Origin of the sequence: Frankia sp. AgB32 (assembly GCF_023243045.1) — a bacterium.
GTDB lineage: Bacteria > Actinomycetota > Actinomycetes > Frankiales > Frankiaceae > Frankia.
This window is the reverse complement of the sequence record NZ_JALKFX010000001.1, coordinates 19,163-44,930: the sequence shown is the minus strand read 5'-3', so window position 1 is coordinate 44,930 and position 25,768 is coordinate 19,163. Positions and strand designations below refer to the sequence as shown.

The window sequence follows — 25,768 nt, the reverse complement described above, 5'->3', positions numbered from 1 at the left end:
CGCCGGGAGACGCGACCGGGCCGGCAGCAGATTCCGCGCCCCCGCCGCACACCGGACCGGACCGGACGGTGGCCGGCGCGATCCGACGTCCGGCGGAGGCCGGAATCCCACTCGGCGATCCGCGCCGGCCCACCCGGGCGAGGCGACCACACATCGCTTGGACTTCGGTCGACCTGGCCGCCTCACCGCTCACCCGCACACACAGGGCACACGGTTCGTCTACCCAAGCGTCCGACCTGGGCTTTTCTCCATCAGATCGGTGGGAGAGACGCCACGATCGGAGCAAACCTCACATGGTAGATATAAGGAGGTAGCTGCGAGGCAACCGCTTAGAACGACAGGAAATGCTTGCCAGGCGCTTCCCAGGCGAGAGCCGGAGCGTAATATAAACTGTCCTTCGCCAACAGGGTCTCGCGCCAGAGCAAGCCGGCCAGAGCGAGCCGGCCAGCCGTGATGCTTGGGGCAACGCAGAGGTGAAGTGCACATCGGACAACGCGGGGGCACAGTGGAGTCGTCGGTGGTGAAGTCAGTTCCGGTTCAGGACACCGGTCGACGGGTTCCGACCATCTGGGGAAGCGTCCCGCAACGAAACAAGAACTTCACCGGCCGGGAAGGTCTGCTCACCGAGCTGCGTGAGCGGATCACCTCCGACGCGCGTGACGTCACCGCGGTGCTGCCGCACGCCCTGCACGGACTCGGCGGTGTGGGCAAGACCCACCTCGCGATCGAGTACGCCCACCGCTTCCAAACTGACTACGAGCTCGTCTGGTGGGTGCCGGCTGACCAGCCGTCGCTGGTCAGATCGACGCTCGCCGCGCTGGCCCCGCGACTCGGCCTCTCCGACGCCACTCCGCTCCGGGTCGATGACGCGGTCACCCTGGTGCTGGACGCGCTGCGCCGCGGGGAGCCGTACAGCCGCTGGCTTCTGATCTTCGACAACGCCGAGCAGCCGGAGCTGATCCGCCCCAGCATCCCGCACGGGCCGGGGCACGTCATCGTGACCTCCCGCAACCGAAGCTGGATGAGCCACGTCGACACGCTCGAGGTCAACGTCTTCGACCGCCGGGAGAGCCTGGAGTTCCTCCGCCGCCGGGTTCCGGAGATCTCCGCTCCCGACGCCAACGAGCTGGCCGAGGCCCTCGGTGACCTGCCGCTCGCCCTGGAGCAGGCGGGCGCGCTGCAGTCCGAGACGGGCATGGACGCCCAGGAGTACCTCGAGCTGTTGCGCGACGCCGGCAGCAGGCTGCTGTCCGAGAACGCCGCCGCCGACTACTCCAGACCGGTGGCGGCGGCGTGGAGCCTGTCGGTGAGCCGTCTGCAGGATCAGTCGCCGTTCGCGCTGGAGCTGCTGCGCCGCTGTGCGTTCTTCGGCCCGGAACCGATCTCGATGGAGATGCTCGACCGCGGCAAGTACATCCTGAAGTCCGACTTCGGCGTCGCCATGCAGGACCGGCTGCTGGTCAGCCGAGCGATCCGGGAACTCGGCCGCTACGCGCTCGCCCGCATCGACACCAACAACCGAACGCTGCAGGTCCACCGGCTCGTCCAGAAGCTCATCCGCGACGAGCTGACCCCCGAGGACCAGGCCCGCGTCCGCGGTGAGGTGCACCAGCTGCTCGTCGGTGCGGATCCGGGTGACGCCGACGAGGCGAACTGGGCCCAGTTCGCCCGCCTGCTGCCCCACATCGTGCCCTCCCAGGTCCAGCAGGCTCAGGACTCGCCGTCGCGCCAGCTGATCGAGCACATCGTCCGGTACCTGTTCCAGACCGGTGACTTCACCACCGGCCTCGTCGAGGCGGACCGGGCGCTGACCCGCTGGATCGCCGACTCCGGCGACAACGACCCCGACGTCCTCATTCTCCAGGGTGTCAAAGCAGACATTCTCTGGGCGCTCGGCAAGTATCACGAGGCCTACGACCTACGGCGTCCCACTCTCGAGGCGATCACCGCGGCGCTGGGCCCCGACCACGAGGAGACGCTGGTCATCCTCAACGGCCACGGTGCAGACCTACGCGCCCGCGGCGAGTTCGAGGCCGCCCGGGAGCTCGACGAGTTCTCCCTGGCGCGCCACCAGACGGTCTTCGGCGACGAGCACCGGGCCACCCAGAACGCCGCCAACAATCTCGCCGTCGACTACAGCCTCACCAGCTCCTACGCGCGCGCTCTCGCCGCCGACGAGCAGAACCTCGCCGATCGTCGGGCCCTCCACGGCCGGGATGACAGCACCTGGGTGGTACACGCGATGGCCGCGCTGGCTCGCGACCTCCGCCAGGCCGGGCAGTACCTCGAGGGTCGGAAGCGGTCCGAGCAGGCCTATATGATCTATCAGGACATGGTGCAACGCCGCGTCCTGTCCGTCGATCATCCCAATGTCCTGCTGCACGCCAAGGAGCTCTCCGTGGCGCGCCGCAAGGCCGGTGACTTCACCGCTGCGCTGGAGCTGGCGCAGGAGGTGCACAGCCGCTACACCAACAGCAGTCAGTACGGCTCGGAGCATCCGGACACCCTCGCCGCCGGGATCAACCTCGGCAACGCCCAGCGAGTGGGCGGCGAGCCGGAAGAGGCCACCGTCCGGATCGAGAAAACGGTCCGTCGGTACCGCGACGTGCTGGGCCCCGATCATCCTTATACCCTCGGCTGCGCGCTGAACCTGGCACTCGTCCACCGCCAGCTCGGGCAGGTCGACACGGCGGAGAGCCTGCTGATGGCGTCGCTTACCGGCCTGGAGGCAAGGCTGGGCAGCGACCATCACTACACCCTCACCTGCCAGACGAACCTGGCAACGGCGCGTTCCGTCCTCGGACGTACGGACGAGGCGCTGAAGATGGGCGAGGCGGCGCTGACGAGGTTCCGCGATCTCCTCGGGCCGGATCACCCCCACACGCTCGTCTGCGCGACCAACGTGGCACTGGACCTCGCCGCCGTCGGCCGAGGCGAAGAGGGAGAGCAGCTCACCGAGGACACCATGCGCCGCTACCGGCGCGTCCTCGGGGAGAATCATCCGGATGTGCAGGCCGGGCTTCGCGGCGAACGGCTGGACTTCGACTTCGAGCCGCCGCCGCTGTAGGGCCGCCGCCGCGCCGTCACGGCATCGCGGTCCCCGGCGCGGTCCCGGCGGGGACCGGCTCGGGCAGCCAGGAGGTCAGAGTATCGGGGTCGACACGTTCTCCCGTGCGCTCCTCGATCCCTCGATGCACCGCCCGGACCAGTTCCGGGTGGGCGACGAGGACCCGGCTGCGGGCTGGGCCGGTCTCCCGCCGGCACAGGGCGAGACCCGCCCAGGCAGTGAGATCATCCGGATCATCGGTAATCCCCGCTTTGTAGGCCTCTGCCGCCAGCTGGACGTCACCGAATGCCTGAGCCCGGTCAGCGAGTGAGTACTCCTGCTCGAGCACGCCGGGGACACCCTCCCGCGCCGCCGCGAACACCTTCGGCTCGTTCAGCCGGACATACACGAGATTCAGTCGGGCGTTGTGTACCAGGCCGCGGCGGCCTGGCCGGACAGCGGCGTCGACCCGCATCTCACCCCCGGGTGGCTGGCCCCTCGTCCAGGCATCGGCCAGGCCCGCCACCAGATCAGCAGCGGGCTCCAGGTTGGTCAGACGCCACGTCGTCCAGGTGTCGGCACTGACCTGCCGGGCCAACCGCTGCGGCTCCGCCGGTATCGCGGCCCGGCGGTGCCGGCCGATCACAGTCCGCATGCCATCGACGAAACGCAGTCCGAGCGGGGTGAGGACACCGGAAAGCCGCATCGCCACGAGGACACGCCAGACCTCCTCCCGCCACCGAGCGAACTCGAAATGCGCAAAGGGCGAATCCGTCAGCACTCGCCGTTGGAAGTCCCAGAATTCGGTAAGCCCGAGATAGGCGTAGGCGCCCTGGAGCAGCCCGAGGAGGGGACGCGGATCGGCGCGCCAGGGTGCGTAGAACAGGCGTCCCTCGACCGGCTCGGCCAGGATGACGAGGTCGAGAAGCGCCGACAGCTTGTTGTGCTGGAACTCGTGGATCAGCGCGGCCGCGCACGACAGGCCATCCTTCGGCAGCGTCATCGCGACCGCGCCGAACGCCTCGCCGGCGGAGGCGCTGAGCTCGTTGGCGTCGCTCGTCGAGCGGAGCGGATAGATCGTCGTGAGTCCAGCGGCAAGCGCCTCGGCGACCGATGGATCGTAGCGACACAGGATCCGCCAACCCTCGTCGATCCGCTGTTGCCACAGGTCAGTCGCGTCCGGTCCGACCTCGTCTGCCATCGGCAGGTCAAGCCGGTGGCGGGAGGGGTCGTGGAAGTCCAGGTGAAGGTCGATGCGCTCACCATCCGCCTCGCTGCCGAGCAGGAGCAACGGCTGCCAGCCCGCGCTTGCGGGCGAAACATCACCGGGCGGTTCCGGCTGTCGCCAGTCGATCAGGACCGGTGGGCCATCGGCGGGATCATCAGCATAGATCGTCAACAGCCGGCGGCCGGTGCGGACTCGGACTCGGCCGGTCGGCCCGCCACGGTAGCGGCCGAGGGTGGGCAGGACCAGACCGTGCTCGTTGATCAGCAGAGTCAACTCCACGTCGAGCCCGGAGCGCAGGGCCGCGGCGACGGCGAAGGCACCGAGACCGGCCAACTCGTCCTCGAGCGGGGTCGGCGCTGTGACGGTGCCATGCAGTCGGCGCAGGCAGTGCATCGCCCACAACCCGAAACCCGGGGAGAGCAGCAGATCATCGACCACGTCGGCGCCGAGGCGTTGGGCTGCGACCAGTACCTCGAAGCTGGCGTTGAGTCCGCTCCTCTCGACAGCTTCCGGCGCCAGGTCAGCCGAATCATCCAGGAAGGCACGCAGGACCAGCAACCGCCTGCTGAGCTGCGTGACCCGCAGCCGGTGAACAAGCTCCGCTCCTCCGCGCCCGCAGGCGAGCTCGTCGAGATCGGCCGCGGTCAGCCGGTGGAACTTCATACTCGTCCCAGATCGCGGCGGACAGGCTCCAGATCACCATGGATCCGATCGGCGATATACATAATCAGTTTCACCAGGTCGGGGCAGTAAACAGAGCGGTTACGGAAGCCGCTACCCGGCCGGTACCGGTGCGGGTAATAGCCGCCACCGCAGACCTTGTGGATCGGGCAGCGAGCGCATTCCTCCCCGAGAGCTGCCGCGCCGATCTGCCGAGCCACGATACCCGGATGATCAAGAGCGGCGTCGAGATCGTCTCGATCGACGTGCAGCCCGGTGGAAGCCGCCCCGTGGTAGGCCGACTTCAGCGCGTCGACCTGCTCGATCGAGCCATCAGTCTCCACCACGACCACCGTCGACGGCGTCAGACCCACGGTCTCGACCCGGCTGCTTCCACCCAGGAGCACCGCGATGATCTCATCAAAGAGGCGCAGGTCCGTCTCGTGTTCCGGGGCCGTATACCAGCGTTCGAACAGCGTGATGAGCCAGTCCGCGTAGGGCGTGGAGGACTCGTCGGCAACCCGTCCCGGCGGGCGGACCGACCAGTTTCCGTGTGGCAGCAGAAAGTCGACGCCAGGGGGCTGCCACGCGAGCAGACTCTCGTAGACCTCCACGGGATCGCTGCCCAGATCGATCACGCAGAGCAGCCCGGCAAAGACAGCACGGAACCGCGCCGAGGTCAGTCGCTCGAGTCCGGCATGAGTCCCCACCAGGCTGCTGCCGCCATCGCGACGCGGCCGTCGCCGATTGTGCTGCTCGGCTCCCCCGTCGATGCTCACTCCCAGGCCGATGCCATGACGAAGGGAAAGTTCGAGAATTCGCTCGTCAAGGAGAACACCGTTGGTCTGGAGGGTGAAGTTGATGCGAGTATTCGGCGTCACCGCCGCACGGAACGTCGTGACCAGGTCGCCGATGAGATCAGCACCAGCCAGCAGGGGCTCGCCGCCGTGGAGGACAATCGCCATTGCGTCCAGCCCATGCCCAAGGGCGTGCCGCGCCACCCGCTCGGCGGTCGCGGCGACGGTGCGCCCGCTCATCACGATCGGCTGACTACGCCACCCCTGGTCAGCCTGCTCATAGACGTAGCAGTAGGTACACGCGAGGTTGCAGCGGCTGTGCACCTTGAGGACGATCTGCCGGAACGGCAGCGGACGCCAGCCCGAGCGGTAAAGCTCCTCATCCGGCACGAAGCCGTACGGCCACTCGGATCCCCGCGCCCCGACGCTGAGATTCTGCACGTCTCCGTCGGCCTAGGGGGTCGAGATCTGGGAATTGAATCCCACGCTCGACTGGAAACCGGCGTGCGTCGGGGGCTGCTGTGCGGACTCCCGGCCCAGCCGGCGCGCGGCGCGACGCAACGTTGGGTTGTCCACCGACTCGATCACGTCAAGCGGCCACCCACTTATGTCGGGTAGGCGTGTCTCGATACCCGTCGACCAGCTGTCCACCAGCAACCTCCTCCGCCCGCCCCCGCCATCCAATGTAGCCTGGGGCGCCGTCGGACGCCTGTAGAGCGGGCCTAGGCGCAATACCTCGATAAGATTATCGGTTCCGGCGGCGGGACAGCAACAACCGAGACCGATGCTCGCACCTCCACGACCCCCAAAAACCGTCCTTCGCCGGTTTCTGAACGCGGCGCCGCAGCCGTTAGGTCGACGCCGAGTCACCCAACTCTTCCGCGGCAGACCGTACCGTGTCGGGCTGGCTCCAAACCAGCCGCCGCATACGGCAGGACCACCACGTAGACTCTGTTCTCACTCAACGACAACTGGTGCTGGAGCGGTTGGCGGAGGCGCCGGACCAGCGCCGTCGAGTGAGAATCGAGGGGGCCAGTGCCGTCGGGGGAGATCGTCCACGCCGCGTCGGCCTGCCAACGAAGGCAGCGTGCGGCCGCGCCTGAAAACATCGCGGGCGGACCACTCTCAGTGCGCACCGTCCCCCTTCCCCTCCAGATGATCTCATGGGTGTCCGCCCCTTTGGCCGAGTCCTGACGCTGATGACGCGCCCCCCGTACCTCTTTCTCAGCTACGCCCGGGCGGACTTCAACGACGGCCCCTACCTCAAGAGGTTCTTCACCGATCTACGGCACGAGGTGCGGACTCGCTGCGGGCATCCCAGCGCGGAGGAGGTCGGCTTCCTCGATACCTCGAGTATTCAGGCGGGCCAGGCGTGGTCGGACGAGCTGGCTAACGCCCTCGGGAAGTGTCGGACCTTTGTGGCTATCTGCTCACGCACCTTCTTCACCTCCGAGTACTGCGGCCGGGAGTGGCAGGTCTTCAGCGACCGACTCCGGGCGACGGCAGGTCTGCCAGCGCTACTCCCGGTGATCTGGACGCCGTTACGGCCTCCGCCGACGATCCTGGCCCGGCTACAGTACAATCACGAAGATCTAGGGGCGTGCTACGCCGAGAACGGCCTGCGATATCTCCTGCAGTTGAACCGGAACCACGACGAGTACCAGGAGTTCCTGGTGGCGCTGGCCGAGCGGATCGTGCATCTGGCCGAGGAGTCCCCACTGCCGGCGATGACGAAGGCACCCGACTTCCACCTGGTACGTAACGCGTTCGGCCCGGCGGCGCCTCCAGATCCACAGGAGCCCCCGGATCCACCAGATCCCCCAGGACCCTCGGCGCCGCCGACCACGCCGACTCCCGGGGCGCCTTCCTCCCCGCAGCCGGTCCCGCCAACCTCGCCTCCGGAGAGGGACGACGCCCGGGACATCCCTCGGATGGCAGACCGTACGCGCGCACCCAGGCCCGGCCCTGACTTCTGGATCGGCAGGTCCCGCGAGCTGCAGCGAACAGCGGCCCAGGCCCCCGGCCACAAGGTGGCCGCGACGTCCGATCCCGAGGGAGGCGGCCCCAAGCGGGTCACCTTCGTGTTCGCGGTCACGTCGGCCCGGACGCTGTCGGCACTACGCCAGCAACTGGATTACTATGGCAATGATTTCGATGACTGGGCGCCCTACCATCCACATTTCCAGCAACGGGTGTGCATCGCGGCGCAGGCCGTCGCGGCGAGCCAGGAGATGGCGTCGAGCATCATGCCACTGCGCGCCGAGATCACCGAACTGCTCGAGAGGTCGAGAGAGCGAAACGAGATCGTTGTTTTCGTCGTCGACGTGTGGACGGCGAAGCTGGAGCCCTTCCGAACCGCACTGATCGAGTACGACCGGCGCAACGAGCCGACCACCGGCGTGCTGGTTCCCTGGAATCCGGATGATGTCGAGACGGTCGAAAATGCCACCGAGCTGAGAGCCGCCCTCGCCGAGGCACTCCCCAACAACATGGTTCGCCGGGACACACTCTTCCGCATGGATATTGCCTCACCCGAGGAGTTCACCACCGCGCTCGTTCAGCTGCTCGCCGACTCGCAGGCACGCATCTTCTCCTCGCGTGCCTCGCTTCGCACCCGGGACACCCCAGCCCGTCGCCGGCCACTCCTCCAGGGCCCGTAGGGGATTTCGGTGACGGGATCACCACCAGGGCGCATTGTCACGTTCTACTCATACAAGGGCGGAACCGGTCGATCCATGGCGCTGGCCAACGTTGCCTGGCTGATCGCCAGCAGCGGCCAGCGCGTTCTCGTCGTGGACTGGGACCTGGAGGCACCCGGCCTGCAGCGGTACTTCCATCCTTTCCTACACGATCCCGAGCTACGGTCGATGCGCGGGATCATGGACATGATCTGGGACTTCACCGCGACAGTGCTGTCGCCGCCGGTGCGCGGCGAGGAGGACTGGTTCGAAAGAGCAACCGCGATCACTCCCTACGCCGAGTCCCTGAACTGGGATTTCCCGAAGGACGGGACGATCGACTTTGTCTGCTCCGGCCGCCACGACCCGGCATACTCCCAGCGGGTAAGTACCTTCGACTGGAGCGCGTTCTACGAGGAGCGGGACGGCGCCGAATTCATCGACAGTCTCGGCGCGAACATGCGCGCGAGCTACGACTGGATATTCATCGACAGCAGGACCGGGTTGAGCGACACCGCGGGAATCTGCACAGTCCAGCTGCCCGACATTGTCGTCAACTGTTTTACGCTCAGCACACAGAGTATCGAAGGTGCGGCGGCTGTCGCACGTTCGATCAGAAATGCCACCCAAGGGATCCGAATCCTACCAGTCCCGATGCGGGTCGAAGACGGTGAGCACAAAAAGCTCGAGCTTGGCCGGGACCTCTCCCGGGAGACCTTCGACGCCTTCGTCCAGGATTTCGACGGCACGGAGCGCGAGCAGTACTGGGGTGATGTGGAGATTCCATACAAACCCTATTACGCGTACGAGGAGATTCTCGCCGTCTTCGGAGATCGGCCACGCCAGGAGGGGACGCTCCTTGCCGCCTACGAGCGACTGGTCTCCTATCTGACCGATCACCAGGTGGACGCCCTGCTCGAACAGAACGAGGGGCTACGCCGCCGCGTTCTGGCCAGTTTCGAGCGGACCCGGGTCGCGACCCCGTCCGCCGCCGTGGTCAGCTATTCCGGCGGAGATCGAAGCTGGGCCGACTGGATCGCCGCCGAGCTCCACGCGGTCGGCTTCGCCGTAACGCTGGAGCCGCTCGCAGGCGAATCGATGGGATGGCTGGACGGCGGCCTGTCGAAGCCCGACGCCGATGCCGATCCCGTCCACCTGACGGTCGCTCTTCTGTCGTCCGCCTACGTCCGGTCGGCGCAGGGCCAGGACAGATGGCATCGCGCGGCCGCCCGCGACCCGGATGGACTTGCCCGGCGCCTTCTTCCCGTTCGCATCGAGGACTTCGAACCTCCGGTCGAGTTCAACGAGTACGAGCACGTGGATCTCGTCGGTCTGCACGAGACACCTGCACGCCGGGCTCTGCTGACCGCCGCGGGTCGTCCGCGCCGCCGCACGACGGCCGGCCGCACGACGGCCGACCGCACGACGGCCGACCGCACGACGGCCGACCGCACGACGGCCGACGTGGCCGGCGCCCTCCGGTTCCCCGGCGCGCCCCCGCAGGTCTGGGCGGGGGTTCCGGCCCGCAATCCTGCCTTCGTCGGCCGCGAAAGCGTGCTCGCCCACGTCCGCGACCGTTTTGTCGGCCGCGAAGGCCCGCCGTCCAGCACCCAGGTGCTGCAGGGCCTCGCCGGTGTGGGCAAGACCCAGCTTGCCGTGGAGTACGTCTACCGGTTCAGATCTTCCTACGACCTGGTCTGCTGGGTTGGTTCCGAACAGCCCGCCCTGGTCCGCAGCGGCCTGGCGGCGTTGGCACCGGTACTGGGGCTGGACAGCCGCTCCGGTCACGAGCCAATTGACGAGGTCCTGAATGCACTACGCCTCGGCGATCCATACCGGCGCTGGCTACTCGTCCTCGACAACGCCGACAGCCCCGACGACATCATTCCGCTGATCCCGCATGGTCCCGGACACGTGCTCATCACCTCCCGGAACCGGCGCTGGCATGGTCGCCAGGACCGAGTGGAGGTCAACCCGTTCAGCCGGGCCGAGAGCATCGCTCTGCTTCGCCGGCGTGCGCCGGCGTTGACCGCCGAAGTCGCCGCCCAGCTCGCCGTAGCGCTCGGCGATCTGCCATTGGCGCTCGAACTCGCGGGCGCCTGGCACGCTGAGACCGGTATGAGCGCGGAACGCTATCTTCAACTACTGGAGAGCGACCCCGGCCCGCTCCTCTGGGAGGGGGAGATCACCACCAATGCAAGTCCGATCGCCCGGACGTGGATGCTGTCGGTCGATCGACTTCGCGAGAAGGCTCCCACCGCAGCCCGCCTGGCCGAGCTCTGTGCGTTCTTCGGACCCGAGCCGATCAGCCTCACGATCTTGTACGGGGATGGGTTGAAAGATCTCCCGGAGCCGGGAGACCAGGTGTTCCGGGATGAGATCACGCTCGGCACCGCCGTACGACATGTCACCGAACATGCGCTGGCGCGGGTGGACGAGAAGGATCAGAGCCTGGAGATGCACCGGCTCGTGCAAGCGGTGATCCGGGACGACCTGGCGCCCCCGCGGCGGGCGGACGTAAGCCGCCGCGTCCAGGCCATTCTGGCGGCCGCCGACCCGGGCACGCCGGACGATCCAGCCAGCTGGCCCCGCTACTCCCTGCTTCGCCCGCACATCGGGCCGGCGGGCGCGGCTCTGTCCGACTCGCCGGAGGTTTCCGGCCTGGTCGCCAACGTCGTCCGCAGCCTGTATACGCAACGTGACCACAGCGGTTGTCGGGAGCTTGCCCAGGAGACCCTCGAGATCTGGCGGAGCATTCTGGGCGAGGATGACCAGCGAACCCTGAAACTCGCCCTCGACCTTGCCGACAGCCTGCGAGCCCTGGGGCATCCGGAACAGGCCAGGGACCTGGACCAGACGGCCAGACGACGGCTACTGCGCACGCTCGGGCCCGAAGCGACGCTCACCCTGCGAGCCGCGATGGCGCTGGGTGGCGATCTGCGGGGAATGCACAGCTACCAGGAGGCTCGTTGGCTGGACGAGGAGACATACGAGCGATTCCGTGCCAACGGCTGGCTTGATCGTCCGGATGGGATCCAGATCGCAAACAACCTCGCTGTATCGCTACGCTTTGTTGGCGACCTCAAGCATGCGCTTGAACTGAGTCGTGATGTCTTTGACAGGGAGCGTCGACTACACGGCGAGGATGTCGTCTCTGCGTTGCAGTTCGCCGACAGCTATGCTCGGGATCTCCGGGAGTTCGGTCGGTACCGGGAGTCGCTTTCGATTCTCGAGACGACGGTGGAGCGTTGCCGTGATTTTCTCGGCGACAGCCACGCCGACACCCTTCGATCGCTGCGCAACCGGGCGATCACACTTCGCTGGTGCGGCCAGACGGAGCGGGCTCGCAGTGAGTCCGCGAGCACCCTCGACATGTTGCGGGACCGAGTCGGCGATGATCATCCGGAGACGCTGGCAACCGCCGTCAGCCTGGTCTGCGATCTTTGTCTGGCCCAGGACTACTCCGCGGCGCGCAGGCTGGCGGAAGACACCCACAGCCAGGCCGATCGGCGACTCGGTGCCAACAGCCTGTACACCCTCGCCGCCGCGAACGCACTGATCATTGCGCTTCGCCACGATGGCGGGAACACAGCCGCAATCCGACTCGCGGAACAGACGGTGGAAACGCTCGCAACATCACTTCCGGAAGATCACCCGTTTATTTTCTACTGCACCGCCAACCTCGCCAACTGTCACTACGATGCGGCGAACTTCATACGCGCGCGCGAGCTCGATCAGCGGGTTGAGGCGAACATGCGCACGAAGCTCGGCGGCGGCCATCCACTGACGATGCTCGTCGCTGCAAATCATGCCGCCAGCCTGGCAAGAACGGGACAGGAATCGACCGGAAACGCGGTTCGGGAAAGCGTTTTGCAAGATCTCGAGGATTGTCTCGGGTCAAACCACCCCAGCACCACCCGGGTACGAAAAGGCGTCCGCATCGATCTCGAGATCGACCCCCCGCCACCCTGAGTTCAACACCAGGAACTGCGAGGCGCGGGCGGATGTTCAACGATCGCGGTCAGGACCAACGCTGGAATTGAACCCAGCATGAGAAGCGCCCGGGGTCTCGGCCTCCCGGCGTAGCCGGGCCAGAATCCGTTCGAGATGGGGATTCGAGTCCTCCCCAAGCTGCGTGAGGGACACCCCCGAAAGGTCGGGCAGAACCGACTCGAACATGTTCTCCCCGTCGATCATGCTCTGCTCGCTCCCGTCCTGTTCCGGTCTCGCACGGCCAGCATCAGATGCAGCGTACGGGTCCACCGCCAGCCCTCCGCCACCTCCTCCTGCCACTCCTGGTGCCACTTGCTCAGGCGCCGAAGTCGCGCAGCGCACCACTGTAGGACTTGGGGGGTGGCGGGGCGTATTCGCCGCAGCTGGTCGTGCGCAGGCCGAGCCGGGCGAGGGCGGCGACGGTGGCGGTCGCGACCGCCACGCCGTCGATGACCGGAAGGCCGAGGGCGGTGGTGAGGTCGGCGCACAGGTCGGCCATGCCGGCGCAGCCGAGCACGATCACGTCGGCGCCGTCGTCGTCGCGGGCGGCGCGGCACTCGGCGAGGATGCGGGCAGGTGCCGATGGATCGCTCTCCAGATCGAGCACGGGGATCTCGCAGGCGCGCACGCTGCGGCAGGTGGATCGCACGCCGTACCGGTCGACCAGCTCCCAGGTCCGGCCGGTGCTGCGCCCCAGGGTGGTGACGACGCTGAAGGCCCGGCCGAGGCTGCTGGCTGCGCGCATGGCCGCCTCGGCGATGCCGAGCACCGGGCCGGTCGCGAGTTCCCGCGCGGCGTCAAGGCCCGGATCGCCGAAGCAGGCGATCACATACCCGGCGGCGCCGGCCGCCTCTCCCGCGGCGATCTCGGCCAGCAGACCGGGCACGCTGAGTGCCTCGTCGTAGCGGCTTTCGATCGAGGCGGGTCCCATGGCCGGGGTGACGGCCTCGACGAGGACGTCCGGACCGGCGGCGAGCCTGGCCGACTCGCCGATCAGCTTGGTCATGGCCTCGGTGGTGTTCGGATTGATGACCCGGATGAGCATGACGTCGACCGTCCAGATGGGGGGCGTTGACGGTGGAGGTCGGGACGGCCCGTTCGGGCGCTGCCGCGGAGGGAGCAGCGTCCGAACGGGCCCGGCCCACGAGCCGATGCGACCAGGATCAGCCAGCGCGGGGAGTCGCTCAGGAGGCGGCGGGCTGCTCGCTGCCCTGGCTCTGGGGGGCGCGGGGAGCAGGCACGGGTGCCCCCAGCGACGAGGCCGTGATCGGCGAGCGGCGGGCGAGGGCGTAGTACACGGCCAGGCCCAGGCCCATCCCGATGAACCAGCTGTACTGGCCCGCGGTGTCGATCCAGGAGATGGCGGACTCCGGTAGGACGACGGTCATCATCGCGACGACGGCGCCGATGACGGTGGCGATGACCGCCGGCGGGTTGACGCCCTTGCGGTACCAGTAGGTGCCCTGCTCGGACATCGTGAACAGGTCGTCGACCACGATCACTCGACGGCGGATGAAGTAGAAGTCGGCGATCAGCACGCCGAACAGTGGGCCGATGAAGGCGCCGAGCGTTTCCAGGGTGTAGCGGATGACATCCGGGTTGTTGTACAGGTTCCACGGAGTGATCAGTACTGAGCCGACTGCGGCGATCATGCCGCCGGCGCGCCAGCTGATGCGCTGCGGGCTGACGTTGGAGAAGTCGAAGGCCGGGGAGATGAAGTTCGCGACGATGTTGATGCCGATGGTGGCGGTGGTGAAGGTCAGGGCGCCAAGGACGATGGCGAAGGTGCTGTCGATGCGGGCGACGGTCTGCACCGGGTCGGTGATGAGCTCGCCGAAGACCGGGATCGTCAGTGACGCGGTGAGCACCACCAGCAGCGAGAACACCAGGAAGTTCAACGGCAGCCCGAGGATGTTGCCCTTCCGGACGGCGCCGAAGGACTTTCCGTACCGGGCGAAGTCGCCGAAGTTGAGCATTGGCCCGGAGAAGTAGGAGACGACGAGCGCGATCGCGCCGAGCATGATGGAGATCGTGGAGCCGCCGTGCTTCTCACCACCGAGGTTCAGGCTCATCGCGCCCCACCCGGCCTTGTAGATCAGGTAGCCGGTGAGCGCGAACATGACGACGTAGACGGCCGGCCCGCAGAAGTCGATGAAGCGGCGGATCGTCTCCATGCCGGTCCAGAAGACGGCGGCCTGCAGCACCCACAGCGCGGCGAAGCTGCACCAGCCGAGCAGCGGCAGCCCCAGGAAGCCGTACTGGTGGACGTCGGCGTACGGGGTGAGCCCGTGGAACAGCTTCAGCAGGACGACGTCGAGCGCGGCCGAGGCGAGATACGTCTGGATTCCATACCACGCGACGGCGATGAGCCCTCGGATGATCGCCGGCACGTTCGCCCCGAGAACGCCGAACGGAGCACGGCACACGACCGGGTACGGCACCGCGCCCTGCTGGCTCGGCCGAGCGACGAGATTACAGAAGAAATACACGATCGTAATACCGACGAGAAGGGCGACGAGAACCTGCCAACTGGTCAGACCCAGAGCGAACAGACTGCCGGCGGTGACGTAACCGCCGACGCTGTGTACGTCGGACATCCAGAACGCGAATATGTTGTAGGACGACCAGGTCTGCTCGCGTAGCGGGGCCAGGTCCTCGTTGGCCAGCCGGGGGTCGTAGCTCGCCTTGACCAGCCCCGCCCCCACGGGTTGACCAGCGGCCTCGGTGAGGTCGCCGTGGCCCGCTGCCGCGCCTGATGGCGGCGCGGAAACGTCGGACTCGTTCATTCTTTCTCCCTCGTGTGGCCGCGCGCTGCACGTGAGGTGAGCGGGCGCCAGTCAATGCGCGACGGGTCGCTGGCATTGCGGCCGACTTCGTCGCCAGACCGCTCGGTGCGGGCGTAGTGATTCCGCCGCCCGGCTGCTGTTGAGAAAGATAAAGGGCCGATGTTTCTGTCGAATGACGGCTCAGATATATCCGACCCCCCGGAGTGAGGGCAGCCCGGATCAGTGTTCGGGCAGGTCCAGTGCGAAGTTCTGCAGGCGGCTGTGGTGCAGCCGCGAGATCTCCAGCAGCGCGTTGGTGTCCCGGGCCCGGAAGGCGGCCAGCATCCGCTCGTGGTCCTCGTTCAGGACGGCGACGGCCTCCCGGGAGACGTGGTCCATCGGCCTGGCCGGCTCGGTCATGTTCCAGGCGGCCTCGAACATGTGCGCGAGCCGCGGCATCCCGCCGGCGTTGATGAGCGCGAGGTGGAAGCGGCGGCTCTCCCGGTGGTGCCCGCGGGAGTCGCCAGCCTGGATCGCCGCGGAGGTGGCGAGGTGCGCCGCGGAGACCAGCTCGTCGTCCGCGTCGGTCGCCCGCCGCACCGCCGCGGCCAGTGCCGCCGCCTCCAGCGCTTCCCGGACCAGATAGAACTCACGCAGCTCACCAGGAGTGAGCGTCGCGACGATGTAGCCCGCTCGGGCCCTGTGCTCGACCAGTCCCTCGCCGACCAGGATCATCAGCGCCTCCCGGACCGGGATCCGGCTGACCTGGTAGTGCGCAGCGACCTCGTCGACCGGGATGGGCAGACCGGGCCCCGCAGCGCCGTCGAGGATGACCCGCTTGAGCTCGCCGAGGATGGCCTCGCGGGCGGAGCCGCGCCAGCTCGTGGACAGGGTTGCGACCCACGCGGTGGGTGGCCGGGGGACTCGCATCGCAACCTCCCGTCGACGTGGGCCCGGACGCTGGCGCCAGCCACGGTGCCGGGGCGGCAACGCGGGCCGAGACTGCCACGTTGCCGGGACTTTAGCCCCGGCCTGTTACGTCCGGTCCACGTTCAGGTCTCGCCTGGATCGCCGACCGGCCCTGGCTGCGACCCCGCCGGTGGCTCACCGCGGTGGGGCAAAGTGCTGGCGGGATGGACCATCCACCAAAACCGACCATGCGCCGCTGGCCCGACCGGGCTACGGTGAAACACCGGTTCATGCCGGTTCGCTGTGGTTTCGCGCGCCAGGCATACCGTCCTCGCGGGGAGGAGTCGCCCGACCGTGCCGGTCTCACCGCTGCGTCCCTCCGATCCCACGGAGATCGGTGGCTATCAGCTCGCCGCCCGGATCGGCGCGGGCGGCATGGGGGTCGTGTACCTGTCCACCGACCCGGCCGGTCGACCGCTCGCCATAAAGATCATTTCTTCCCGGGTGGCCGGCGAGCCGGACTTCCGGCGCCGGTTCCGGCGGGAGGTGACGGCCGCGCGCGCGGTCGGCGGAGCGTGCGCGGTCCGAGTGGTCGCCGCCGACCCGGACGCGCCCCGGCCCTGGCTTGCCACCGAGTACGTCGCCGGTTCCAGCCTCGCCGAGGTGGTCGAGGCCGAGGGCCCACTGCCGGCGACCGTGCTCGACGCCCTCGCCCTGGGACTCGCGGAAGCCCTCCAGGCCATGCATCAGGTCGGCGTGATCCACCGTGATCTCAAACCGTCCAACGTCATCCTGTCGGCGAACGGTCCGAAAGTGATCGACTTCGGGGTGTCCCGACTGTCGGAGTCGACCCCGCTGACCAGACCCGGATCCGTGCTGGGCAGCCCCGGTTACATGGCGCCGGAGCAGGTCGCCACCGACCAGATCGGGCCGGCCACCGACGTGTACTCCTGGGCGTTGACGGTGGCGTTCGCAGCGACGGGACGCCCCCCGTACGGAGTGGGCCGCCCGGAAGTACTGATCTACCGGGTGATCGGGGAGCAGCCGGATCTCGCGGGCGTCCCCGAGCGGTTGCTGCCTGTCCTGCGCGCCGCGCTCCAGCATGACCCGGCTGTCCGGCCGACCGCGGCGGTCCTGCTGCGGCGGCTGTTGCCCCAGGCTGCGGACCCGGCCGAGGCAACCGCCCGGCTGCTCGACGAGCACTGGCGGCTCCCCGCCCGCTCGGCCCAGGCGGCGCCCTTTCCGCCAAGGCCGACTCCCCCATCCGGGCCAGGCCAGCAGCATGCCCCGTCGGGGCCAGACAGGCAGCACGCCCCCTCGGGGCCAGACCAGCAGCGTCCCCCGTTCGGGCCGGACGCCTTCCCCCCACCGCCACCGACAGCACCGCCACCGACAACACCGCCACCGACAACACCGCCACCGACAGCGCGGCAGCCGTCGGGGCCGGCCCGGGGACATCCGCACGCGCGGCTTTCCAGCCCGTGGATCCCGGCTTCGATTGCCGTGGCGGGCCTGCTGACCGTGACCATTGTCGCCACGCTTCTCACCCGCGGCGGCGGACACGGCGGCCCCGTGACCGCCAGTACCGCGACGGCGCCGCCGCTGGTCACCGCCCCAGCAAGCCCGTCACCCACCACGCTCGCCCCGGCCACGCCCTCGCCGCCGACATCCCCGAGCCCCGACATGACCCCGCCCATTGCGCTCGTCGGCCACTGGCGCGGCGGCTTCACCTGCACGCAGGGCCTGGTCGGGCTGCTGCTGACGATCATCGAGACGCCCGACCACGCGCTGTGGGGCACGTTCGAGTTCTACCCGGTGTCGGTCAGTCCGACGGTGGCGCGCGGCTCGTACCTCGTGCGGGTCATCTACTCCGATGGAGCGATGAACGTCAGCGGCGTGCGGTGGATCAACCAGCCGACTGGTTACAACATGGTCAACCTGACCGCCCGGCCGCGTGCCGACCGACCCGATGATCTGGGCGGCCGGGTGACCCTGAGCGACTGCAGCACGTTCAGCCTCCACCGGGAGTCGGGCCGCCAGGCGGCCGGCAGCGAGGCGGCCGGCCGGCCAACGGCGCGCTGAAGCAGGCCCGGCGCCGACTTTCACGCCGCGAATTCCGCACGCGAACCAGATCACGTACACAAACTCGGGCGGATGATCGAGATCGGACATATGGTCACGGATGGGAACGTGAACGGGAACCGAGTGACGGCGCACCGCAAGGTCGACGGCACACGACGCGGCCAGTAGCAGGCCGTAGGGCTGGCGCGTTCGTGCCCCCACGTCGGTCGGCGGCGCCGAACCGTTACTCGGGCGAAGCGGTCAACGGGCAGGATCGGACAGGTGCGCACACGGCTGGCGTCCAGGGACGACTGGGACGCAATCTGGCCCGTCTGGCACGCCGTCGTGGCCGAGGGCGAAACGTGCGCGTGGCAACCGGACACCGACGAGGGCACAGCCCGCGCGGTGTGGATGCTGCCGCCACCCGCCGAGGTCCTCGTCGCCGAGGAAGACGGCCCGAACGGAACCTCCGTGGTCGCCACCGCCCTGCTGGTGCCCAGTCTGCCGGGGCTCGGTGACCACGTCGTCCAGGCGACGCTGCTGGTGGACCCGAAATGGGTCGACCATGGCGGCCCGCCGTACCTGACCCGCGGTCGGACCGGCCTGCGGGAGAGCCCGAGCCGCCTGGCCGCCGAGCAGATGATCGAGTACGCCGCCGACCGCGGCTACCGGGCAATGCAGCTCAACGCGGTCATCTCGGTCAACCCGAAATTGGTCGCGATGTGGCGCTCGCTCGCGTTCCGGCTGGTCGGTACCCTGCCCGCCGCGTTCCGCCATCCCTGGCACGGCGACGTCGACCTCTACGTCATGTACCGCTTCCTGCCCACCCTCGAACTCTGAGCCGGGGCCTGTCCGCGTCCTCCACCCGACGTGGATGATGCGCCGCACTCCGCACCTGACCGCCCGCTCCGCACAACGCTCCACCACGTGCGTACGCGATTGCCGTCCGCGCTCAGCGAGCTGTTGCACCAACGAGAAACTATGACGTGGATCACTCCATCGTTCGGCCCGATCACGGGCAGGGAACCCGGGGACGGAGACCCTGAAGGATGAGGAGCCTGCCTGTGCGCCCAAGCGCCGCGCCCGATCTGTCGTTTTCCGACATGCAGTCAACAATCGCCGTACTGACCGTGCTGGCCGGGGCGGTGATCGTCGCGTTGGCCGCGGCCGTCCTGACAGACCGGGTTGCTCGGCGCATCGGCCAGCATTCGCGCATCGTCGCCGACCTTGCCCATCGAGGTCGGCGGCCGGTCCGGTTGACCCTGGTCCTCATCGCGCTCCAGATCGCCCTGGGGTCCACCCATGAACAGGACTGGACCGCGCCCACGGAGCATGTCTGCGGCATCCTGCTCGTCGCCGGGATCGCCTGGTGCGTGGTGGTGCTGGCGTTCGTCCTCGAGGAACTGGCACTCGCGCGTTACCGCGTGGACGTCGTCGACAACCGGCACGCCCGCCGGATCCGGACCCAGGTCAGCCTGCTACGCCGGATCACCGTCGCGGTCATCGCGGTCATCGCGGCGGCGTCGATGCTCATGACGATCCCCAGCGTGCGGGTCGCCGGCGCGAGCATCTTCGCCAGCGCCGGCGTCGTCGGCATCGTCGCCGGACTGGCCGCGCAGACGTCGCTGGCCAACGTCTTCGCCGGTCTGCAGATCGCGTTCACCGACGCGATGCGGGTCGACGACGTGGTGGTCGTCGAGGAGGAGTGGGGCCGGATCGAGGAGATCACGCTGACCTACGTGGTCGTCCACATCTGGGACGACCGACGGATGATCCTGCCGTCGACCTACTTCACCACGAAGCCGTTCCAGAACTGGACCCGCAAGGAGTCGGCCGTGCTCGGCGCGGTCGAGCTTGATCTCGACTGGGAGGTGCCGATCGAGGAGATGCGCGCCGAGATGCACCGGGTCCTGGAGGCCACCGACCTGTGGGACCGCCGGGTGAGCGTGCTGCAGGTGACCGATGCCGTGGAGGACCATATCCGGATCCGGGTGCTGGTCAGCGGCAAGGACGGGCCGACGACCTTCGACCTGCGCTGCCACATGCGGGAGGCGCTCGTGCTGTGGCTGCAGCGCCACCATCCCACGGCGTTGCCGCGCACCCGGGTCGAGTTCGACGCCGCCGCCCACCTGTTCGGCGCCGGCACGGAGTTCACCGCCGGCCATCGCCCGGACCACCGTGCCAACGGTGCCCGCCACGCCGGCGCCGACGACGGCCGCGACGGCCGCGGGCTCGGCACCCTCATCCGCGAGCGCGACGACACTGCCGCCGATCGTCTGCGCAAGCGCGGCGGCTCCCCCGACTGGGAGCCGATCACCACGGTCACGCTGTCGCCCCGGAAGGGTCCCGGCAGTTCGGCGGATGCCCCGCCCGCACAACGCACCCCCCAGGCCCCGGCCGCCGCGGGCCGCGGCGACGCCGGTCGCCCGGGTCCGTCCGTGCCGCCCCCGGACGCCACCGAGGACGCCCGTCTGTTCTCCGGCGCCAGCCCCGACAGCGCCCAGCGGGCCCGCGACTTCAGCGAGACCCCGGCCGACCCCGACGACGAGGATCCGGGCGAGCGGTCTGGTGACCGTGATATCCGGGCCGATGACGCGCAGGCGGATGACATACGGGGCGGCGGCACAGACGGTTCCACGGAACCGCGCTGACACCGAGGTCCGTAACCGACCGAACGCGGCGGAGCTCCCGGATTCCCCTGGCGTTCTGGACAAGTGTTGGTTGGCCATCGCAGCACCCGCCATGAGGACATCGCGGTGCCAGGTCAGCTCGCGGGTTCGCGGATCGCCCACGCCGAGGTGAACGCGCTCGCCCAGCTGCCCATGGGGTCGTTCGCCGACCATGAGCTCTACACCAGTGTGGAGCCGTGCTGCCTGTGCATGGGCGCCGCGTTGCAGACCGGAATTTGCCCGGGCCGTCGAACGAGTGGCCGACATTGACGCTCTGATCGACGAACTTCGCGGCCCGCTCGGCCTCGTATGAACGGTGCGGAAACACCGACGGCCGCGGGATCGGGGCGGGAACCTTTTCGGTTCCCGGCCGGCCGATCCCGCGGCCGTTGACGTGCTCTCGGCAGTCCCGGAGATCACCTATGGGTGTCGCCGTGACCGACGTGTGGTCCGGTGATTACCGCCGGGCGTAGCGACGGCTGCGGGTGTGCGAGCGAGCGGTGCTGCGACCGCCGACGTTCCGCCAGACCAGGAGCACCAGGATGGCGCCGATGATGGAGCCGATGATGCCGGACGGCTGCAGGGCGCCCTCGCCGAGGTCCTTACCGAACAGAACGTAGCCCAGGAAGCCACCGACGAAAGAACCGATGACGCCGACAACAATCGTGCCAAGAATGCCGATCGGATCGGGGCCGGGCAGCACCACGCGAGCGACGGCGCCGGCGACCAGACCAAGCAGAATCATGACGACAACGAACGTGACCATTTTTTATTCTCCCTGCCGAGGTGGTTGACTTCTTCCTCCCCGAGAGGACAGGCGATAAACACCCCTATGCACGTTCTTTCGGATGTGGACGGCGAAGTCGGGCGTGGCGGGAGAGGTCGGCCTGGGTTCAGTCGGCGCTGCGTCGGCGCCGGCGACTGCGGCGGACCAGCAGCAACAGGACGAGGCCCGCCACCGCGCCACCGGTGGCCCGCGGGTTGCGCCGAGCCTGCTGACGAGCGGAACGCACGGCCTTGCCGCTGGTGGCGAACGTCTTCTCAGCGGTTGCGGCCGCCTGCGGATGTTCGGCCAGCCGGGTGAGCGCGGCGGTCAGCGCCTTGTCCCGCGTCTCCACGGTCTTCACGGCGGCGGCGATCACCCGTGGGTTCTCGGCGGCCTTGTCCCGCACTGTGCCGGCCACCTTGCCCGCCGCGGTCCGGGTGCGCTCCGTTGCCGTGATGACGTGCGGCGCGACGGTCTGCGCGGCGCCGCTGACCCGCTGGCGCACCTCGGCGGCGCCGGCCGTGACCCGCTCCCGGGCACCGACGTCGTCGGCCGAGTCGGCCGAGTCGGCGGACTCGGCGGCCCGGGCCTCGCCGGGCGCCGGAGCCGCGATGGTCGCCGGCACGGGCGTGAACGTCTCGGCTCCGGACAGCCCCGACGGCTCCGGGGAGGAGGTGCCGGTCGGCGGGGTGTCGGCGACCCACGGGTCATCGGCCTCGACGGGGGATTCCGCCGTGGCGGGCTCGGTGGCGCTGGGCCGCGAGCCGTCGGGCGGCGGGACCAGCGATGGTGCCGGGGTTTCCGGGTTCGGGTCCGCTGACATGGTCTGCTTCCTCTCTCCTGGTACTGCCTGGTCTGCCTGGTCTGCCTGGTCTGCCTGGTCTGCCTGGTACCACCCGAGCTCGGCTGCCGGCCGTCGGTCGCCTGCGTGCGGCGCTGTCGGCCGCGGACGTCCCCCGCTGGGCCCGGCCCGCCTGGGTCCGGCTCGCCGGGATGCCGGTGACGCGACCGCGATGTGCGCCCGGGCGAGTGGAAACGACCGCCGGCGCGCCGGGCGGCGACCGACGCGAGGAGTTCACGTCCTGTTCCTCGGGACGCCGGTACCCCGCCATCATTGTTGATAACACGATGTTCGGGGATGTGGATTACCCGACTCCCGGCGCGCCCCCGTCCCCATCGGTATACAAATTGGTATATACGGTGCAGAACACCCCGACTGCTCCGTCCCGCCCGGGATCGGCGCGCTCACATCTCGGACAAAGTGCCAGCAACGACAGACAGCGGGAACTATCGCGCAAGGCCCAACGGAGCTGGCCCGTTGTCGGTTACCGTGCCGTCAGCAGGGCCGATGCGTCAGGGGGTGGCGGATGTCGGAAGCCCGGATACCCGAAGCCCAGCCGCCGGAGGCAGGCCCGCCGGGCGCCGCCGGCGCCCTGGCCGGGTGGCGTGGGGAGGAGCCGCTCGAAGGGGTGGCGACGCTCGCGGGCCGGCTCGCCCGTGGCGAGCTGACGTCGCGGGAACTCGTCGAGGCCGCGCTCGGTCGCATCGAGGCCACCAGGTCGACCGTCAACGCCTTCCGGCGGGTCCGTACCCGCGAGGCGCTGGAAGAGGCCGAAGCCGCCGACGCCGCGCTCGCCGCCGCGGCGGATCCGGCGCGCGGCCCCGGGCAGCGCACGGCCCTCGACGCGGCCCGCCGGGATCGCCCGCTGCTCGGCGTGCCGATCGCGATCAAGGACGACACCGACCTCGCCGGCCTGCCGACGGCGTTCGGCGCCATGGGCGAGTTCCCGCCGGCAACCCGGGACAGCGAGATGGTGCGCCGCCTGCGCGCCGCCGGAGCGATCATCGTCGGGAAGACGAACACCCCGGAGTTCGGTCAGTGGCCGTTCACCGAGGGGCCGGCGTTCGGCGTGACCCGCAACCCGTGGGACCTCGACCACTCCCCCGGCGGATCCTCCGGGGGCGCCGCCGCCGCCGTCGCCGCGGGGCTGGTACCCGCCGCCATCGGTTCCGACGGCGCCGGATCCGTGCGCATCCCGGCTGCCTGGACACACCTGGTCGGCATCAAGCCCCAGCGCGGGCGGATCTCCAGCGCGCCCGTCCGCGAACAGTTCAACGGCCTGACCGTCTACGGACCCCTGACCAGGACGGTCGCGGACGGCGCCCTGCTGCTCGACGTGCTGTCCGGCAGCCTGGCGGTCGACCGGGACCGGACCCCCCCGCCGTCGGAACCGTTCCTGTCCGCGGCCGGGCACGCCCCGGCGCGGCTGCGGATCGGACTGTCCCTGCATCGCCCGTACAGCGGCATGCCCGCGAGCCTCGACCCGGCGGTGCGCTCCGCGGTGGAGCGGATCGCCGAGGTCCTCACCGGCCTCGGGCACGACATCGTGCCGGTCGAGCCGCCGTACGGCCTGCTGGGCACGATCTTCCTGCCCCGGTCGATGGACGCGATCCGCGACTGGGCCGGGCGGGTGCCGGACCCGGCACTGCTGGATCCACGGACGGTGGCCAACGCCCGCACCGGCCGGCTGCTGCGTCCGTTCGTCCCGCTGGCCCGCGCGGCCGAGCCGCTCGCCCGGCTCAACATCGGCCGGATCTTCCGGCGGGTGGACGTCGTGCTCGCGCCGACCACGGCGACCCCGCCGCCGCGGATCGGGGAGCTCAACCGGGAGACCAACTGGGCAACCGACCAGGCGATCGTCGCCGCCTGCCCGTTCGCCTGGCCGTGGAACGTGCTGGGCTGGCCGGCCGTCAACGTCCCCGCCGGGCTCACCGCCGCCGGGCTTCCGGTCGGGGCGCAGCTCCTGGGGCCGGCAGGCAGCGAGACGCGGCTGATCTCGCTGGCCGCGCAGCTCGAACAGGTCGAACGCTGGCATCTGCGCCGGCCTGGCCAGCGGCTCACCGCGGCCGGGTAAGGGTCACCGCGGGGCAGTCGAAACCTGACCATTCAGTCAGATCGCCGTCACCTTCCGGACGACTTGGCCGGGTACCTGGGCGAACGCCTGACAAGGCCGGGACAATGACACATGCTCACCGCCCGGACGAAACCCGCCGCGACCCCGGTGCCGGCCGGGCGCGGGCCGGACAGTCTCCGGCTGATCATTGCCGGTGCGGCCGTCCTCCTCATCGTCCTTGTCCTGGACCTCGCGCCGTGCGTCGCGCTCACCGGCTACTTCGGGCTCGGCCCGTTGATCCTGGCCGCGGCCTGTCCGCCGCTGACCACCGCGACGATCGGCGCGGTGACGGTCGTCGTCGCGATCCTCTCCGGCTTCTGGGATCACCGGTTCGGCGAGGCGTCGCACGTCGCGGCCGTCATCCTGGTGCTCATCCAGTCGGCGATCGCCGTCTACATCTGCGTCTACCGGGAGCGGCAGCGGTCCAAGCTGCACCGGGTCCAGGCCGTCGCCGAGGTGGCGCAGCGCGCGCTGCTGCCGGACGTGCCGAGCCGGCTGGACGGAGCCGGCTTCGCCGCCCGCTACCTGTCCGCCGCCCAGGAGGCCTCGGTCGGCGGCGACCTCTACGAGGTCGTGAACACCGCACAGAGCATCCGCGTGATCATCGGAGATGTCCGCGGCAAGGGGCTGCCGGCCGTGCGACTCGCCTCCGTGGTGCTCGGGGCCTTCCGGGAGGCGGCGGTCACCTGGCTCGACCCGGAACAGGTCGCGTCGGCGTGCGCGCGAGCGGTCAGTCGCGAGGCGGGCCCCGAGGACTTCGTCACCGCCCTCGTCCTGGACATCCATCCCGACGGGCGCATCGGGATGTGCTCCGCCGGGCACCATCCGCCGCGGCTGGTCTCCCTCGACGGCGCGCGGACGCTGGAGCTGCGCGCACCGAGCCCGCCGTTCGGGCTGGCCGAGCGGTTCACCACCACCACCGACCACTGGGACGTCGGGGACCGGCTGCTGCTGTTCACCGACGGCCTCATCGAGGCCCGCGATCGCCATGGTTCGTTCTTCCCGCTCGACGACCGCCTCGACCTGCTGCGCGGCGGCGGGCAGCAGGAGGCGCTCGACCGGCTCACGGCCGCCCTCAGCGACCACGCCGGCGGGGACCTGCACGACGACCTCGCGGTTCTGCTCGCGGAACGGCTGCCGGTCGCGGTCCCCTCGAACACGGCACCGGCCGCGCGGGTCGCCCTGGGCTGACGGCAACCCGCCGTTCCGGGGCAGTCCGCGCGGACCAGGGCGAACGGCCCG

The 25,768-nt window shown here is 69.3% G+C and carries 18 protein-coding genes; 9 read left to right on the top strand and 9 right to left on the bottom strand.

Translation table 11 applies throughout. The features are described 5' to 3' along the window. Positions 1 to 517 precede the first annotated feature (517 nt). The gene (gene fxsT, locus MXD60_RS00165; protein WP_248816603.1) at positions 518 to 3,067 is read left to right on the top strand and encodes an FxSxx-COOH system tetratricopeptide repeat protein; all 2,550 of its coding nucleotides are present in this window, start codon (positions 518 to 520) and stop codon (positions 3,065 to 3,067) included. A gap of 16 nt (positions 3,068 to 3,083) precedes the next feature. On the opposite strand, the gene MXD60_RS00160 is transcribed toward fxsT (MXD60_RS00165), so the two are convergent. Genes MXD60_RS00160 through MXD60_RS30170 form a run of 3 tightly spaced genes read right to left on the bottom strand, consistent with a single transcriptional unit; the run spans position 3,084 to position 6,382 of the window. Next, entirely contained in the window at positions 3,084 to 4,937 is a 1,854-nt protein-coding gene (locus MXD60_RS00160) for an HEXXH motif domain-containing protein (protein WP_248816602.1), read from the bottom strand. Then, positions 4,934 to 6,172: an FxsB family cyclophane-forming radical SAM/SPASM peptide maturase gene (locus MXD60_RS00155; RefSeq protein WP_248816601.1), complete on the bottom strand. Its 1,239-nt coding sequence runs from the start codon at positions 6,170 to 6,172 to the stop codon at positions 4,934 to 4,936. The genes MXD60_RS00160 and MXD60_RS00155 overlap by 4 nt, the downstream gene beginning before the upstream one ends. 12 nt (positions 6,173 to 6,184) lie before the next feature. Next, positions 6,185 to 6,382 carry an FxSxx-COOH-like cyclophane-containing RiPP peptide gene (locus MXD60_RS30170; protein WP_518467072.1) on the bottom strand — a complete coding sequence of 66 codons (198 nt, stop codon included), beginning with the start codon at positions 6,380 to 6,382 and terminating at the stop codon, positions 6,185 to 6,187. 548 nt (positions 6,383 to 6,930) lie between these two features. On the opposite strand from MXD60_RS30170, the gene MXD60_RS00150 reads away from it, so the two are divergent. Both MXD60_RS00150 and fxsT (MXD60_RS00145) read left to right on the top strand, forming a co-directional pair. Next, entirely contained in the window at positions 6,931 to 8,391 is a 1,461-nt protein-coding gene (locus MXD60_RS00150) for a TIR-like protein FxsC (protein WP_248816600.1), read from the top strand. A 75-nt stretch (positions 8,392 to 8,466) separates the two neighbouring features. Then, positions 8,467 to 12,381, top strand: coding sequence for an FxSxx-COOH system tetratricopeptide repeat protein (fxsT, locus tag MXD60_RS00145; RefSeq protein ID WP_248816599.1), 3,915 nt, complete (start codon positions 8,467 to 8,469; stop codon positions 12,379 to 12,381). Positions 12,382 to 12,417: 36 nt separating this feature from the next. On the opposite strand, the gene fxsA is transcribed toward fxsT (MXD60_RS00145), so the two are convergent. From fxsA to MXD60_RS00130, 4 genes are all read right to left on the bottom strand, one after another. Further along, entirely contained in the window at positions 12,418 to 12,588 is a 171-nt protein-coding gene (gene fxsA, locus MXD60_RS29615) for an FxSxx-COOH cyclophane-containing RiPP peptide (RefSeq protein WP_368861156.1), read from the bottom strand. A gap of 130 nt (positions 12,589 to 12,718) precedes the next feature. Then, positions 12,719 to 13,447, bottom strand: a complete 729-nt coding sequence (locus tag MXD60_RS00140; RefSeq protein ID WP_248816598.1) for an aspartate/glutamate racemase family protein — start codon at positions 13,445 to 13,447, stop codon at positions 12,719 to 12,721. Positions 13,448 to 13,586: 139 nt separating this feature from the next. Further along, positions 13,587 to 15,188 (bottom strand): NCS1 family nucleobase:cation symporter-1, encoded by a 1,602-nt coding sequence (locus tag MXD60_RS00135; RefSeq protein ID WP_248816597.1) that lies wholly within the window; start codon positions 15,186 to 15,188, stop codon positions 13,587 to 13,589. A gap of 219 nt (positions 15,189 to 15,407) precedes the next feature. After that, complete coding sequence (locus MXD60_RS00130) at positions 15,408 to 16,097, bottom strand: GntR family transcriptional regulator (protein ID WP_248816596.1); 690 nt, start codon at positions 16,095 to 16,097, stop codon at positions 15,408 to 15,410. Positions 16,098 to 16,430: 333 nt separating this feature from the next. On the opposite strand from MXD60_RS00130, the gene MXD60_RS00125 reads away from it, so the two are divergent. From MXD60_RS00125 to MXD60_RS00110, 4 genes are all read left to right on the top strand, one after another. Then, on the top strand, positions 16,431 to 18,158 hold the full coding sequence (locus MXD60_RS00125; RefSeq protein ID WP_248816595.1) for a serine/threonine-protein kinase: 1,728 nt from the start codon (positions 16,431 to 16,433) through the stop codon (positions 18,156 to 18,158). A gap of 261 nt (positions 18,159 to 18,419) precedes the next feature. After that, a complete protein-coding gene (locus MXD60_RS00120) occupies positions 18,420 to 18,977 on the top strand; it encodes a GNAT family N-acetyltransferase (protein WP_248816594.1) in 558 nt (185 codons plus the stop codon). A gap of 263 nt (positions 18,978 to 19,240) precedes the next feature. After that, the gene (locus MXD60_RS00115) at positions 19,241 to 20,788 is read left to right on the top strand and encodes a mechanosensitive ion channel family protein (RefSeq protein WP_248816593.1); all 1,548 of its coding nucleotides are present in this window, start codon (positions 19,241 to 19,243) and stop codon (positions 20,786 to 20,788) included. Positions 20,789 to 20,893: 105 nt separating this feature from the next. After that, positions 20,894 to 21,076 (top strand): cytidine/deoxycytidylate deaminase family protein, encoded by a 183-nt coding sequence (locus MXD60_RS00110; protein ID WP_248816592.1) that lies wholly within the window; start codon positions 20,894 to 20,896, stop codon positions 21,074 to 21,076. A gap of 187 nt (positions 21,077 to 21,263) precedes the next feature. Here MXD60_RS00110 and MXD60_RS00105 read toward each other — a convergent pair whose 3' ends face one another. Then, on the bottom strand, positions 21,264 to 21,572 hold the full coding sequence (locus MXD60_RS00105; protein WP_248816591.1) for a GlsB/YeaQ/YmgE family stress response membrane protein: 309 nt from the start codon (positions 21,570 to 21,572) through the stop codon (positions 21,264 to 21,266). A gap of 127 nt (positions 21,573 to 21,699) precedes the next feature. Further along, positions 21,700 to 22,395 carry a hypothetical protein gene (locus MXD60_RS00100; RefSeq protein ID WP_248816590.1) on the bottom strand — a complete coding sequence of 232 codons (696 nt, stop codon included), beginning with the start codon at positions 22,393 to 22,395 and terminating at the stop codon, positions 21,700 to 21,702. A gap of 544 nt (positions 22,396 to 22,939) precedes the next feature. Here MXD60_RS00100 and MXD60_RS00095 point away from each other — a divergent pair. Both MXD60_RS00095 and MXD60_RS00090 read left to right on the top strand, forming a co-directional pair. Then, positions 22,940 to 24,487 (top strand): amidase, encoded by a 1,548-nt coding sequence (locus MXD60_RS00095; protein ID WP_248816589.1) that lies wholly within the window; start codon positions 22,940 to 22,942, stop codon positions 24,485 to 24,487. 111 nt (positions 24,488 to 24,598) lie between these two features. Beyond that, positions 24,599 to 25,717, top strand: coding sequence for a PP2C family protein-serine/threonine phosphatase (locus MXD60_RS00090; RefSeq protein ID WP_248816588.1), 1,119 nt, complete (start codon positions 24,599 to 24,601; stop codon positions 25,715 to 25,717). Positions 25,718 to 25,768 lie beyond the last annotated feature (51 nt).

Bases quoted from the DNA above. Each gene is read 5' to 3' on its own strand.
- MXD60_RS00160 (WP_248816602.1), bottom strand. From the start codon at position 4,937: ATGAAGTTCCACCGGCTGACCGCGGCCGATCTCGACGAGCTCGCCTGC.
- MXD60_RS00150 (WP_248816600.1), top strand. From the start codon at position 6,931: ATGACGCGCCCCCCGTACCTCTTTCTCAGCTACGCCCGGGCGGACTTC.
- fxsT (WP_248816599.1), top strand. From the start codon at position 8,467: ATGGCGCTGGCCAACGTTGCCTGGCTGATCGCCAGCAGCGGCCAGCGC.
- fxsA (WP_368861156.1), bottom strand. From the start codon at position 12,588: ATGTTCGAGTCGGTTCTGCCCGACCTTTCGGGGGTGTCCCTCACGCAG.
- MXD60_RS00140 (WP_248816598.1), bottom strand. From the start codon at position 13,447: ATGCTCATCCGGGTCATCAATCCGAACACCACCGAGGCCATGACCAAG.
- MXD60_RS00135 (WP_248816597.1), bottom strand. From the start codon at position 15,188: ATGAACGAGTCCGACGTTTCCGCGCCGCCATCAGGCGCGGCAGCGGGC.
- MXD60_RS00130 (WP_248816596.1), bottom strand. From the start codon at position 16,097: ATGCGAGTCCCCCGGCCACCCACCGCGTGGGTCGCAACCCTGTCCACG.
- MXD60_RS00115 (WP_248816593.1), top strand. From the start codon at position 19,241: ATGCAGTCAACAATCGCCGTACTGACCGTGCTGGCCGGGGCGGTGATC.
- MXD60_RS00105 (WP_248816591.1), bottom strand. From the start codon at position 21,572: ATGGTCACGTTCGTTGTCGTCATGATTCTGCTTGGTCTGGTCGCCGGC.
- MXD60_RS00100 (WP_248816590.1), bottom strand. From the start codon at position 22,395: ATGTCAGCGGACCCGAACCCGGAAACCCCGGCACCATCGCTGGTCCCG.
- MXD60_RS00095 (WP_248816589.1), top strand. From the start codon at position 22,940: ATGTCGGAAGCCCGGATACCCGAAGCCCAGCCGCCGGAGGCAGGCCCG.
- MXD60_RS00090 (WP_248816588.1), top strand. From the start codon at position 24,599: ATGCTCACCGCCCGGACGAAACCCGCCGCGACCCCGGTGCCGGCCGGG.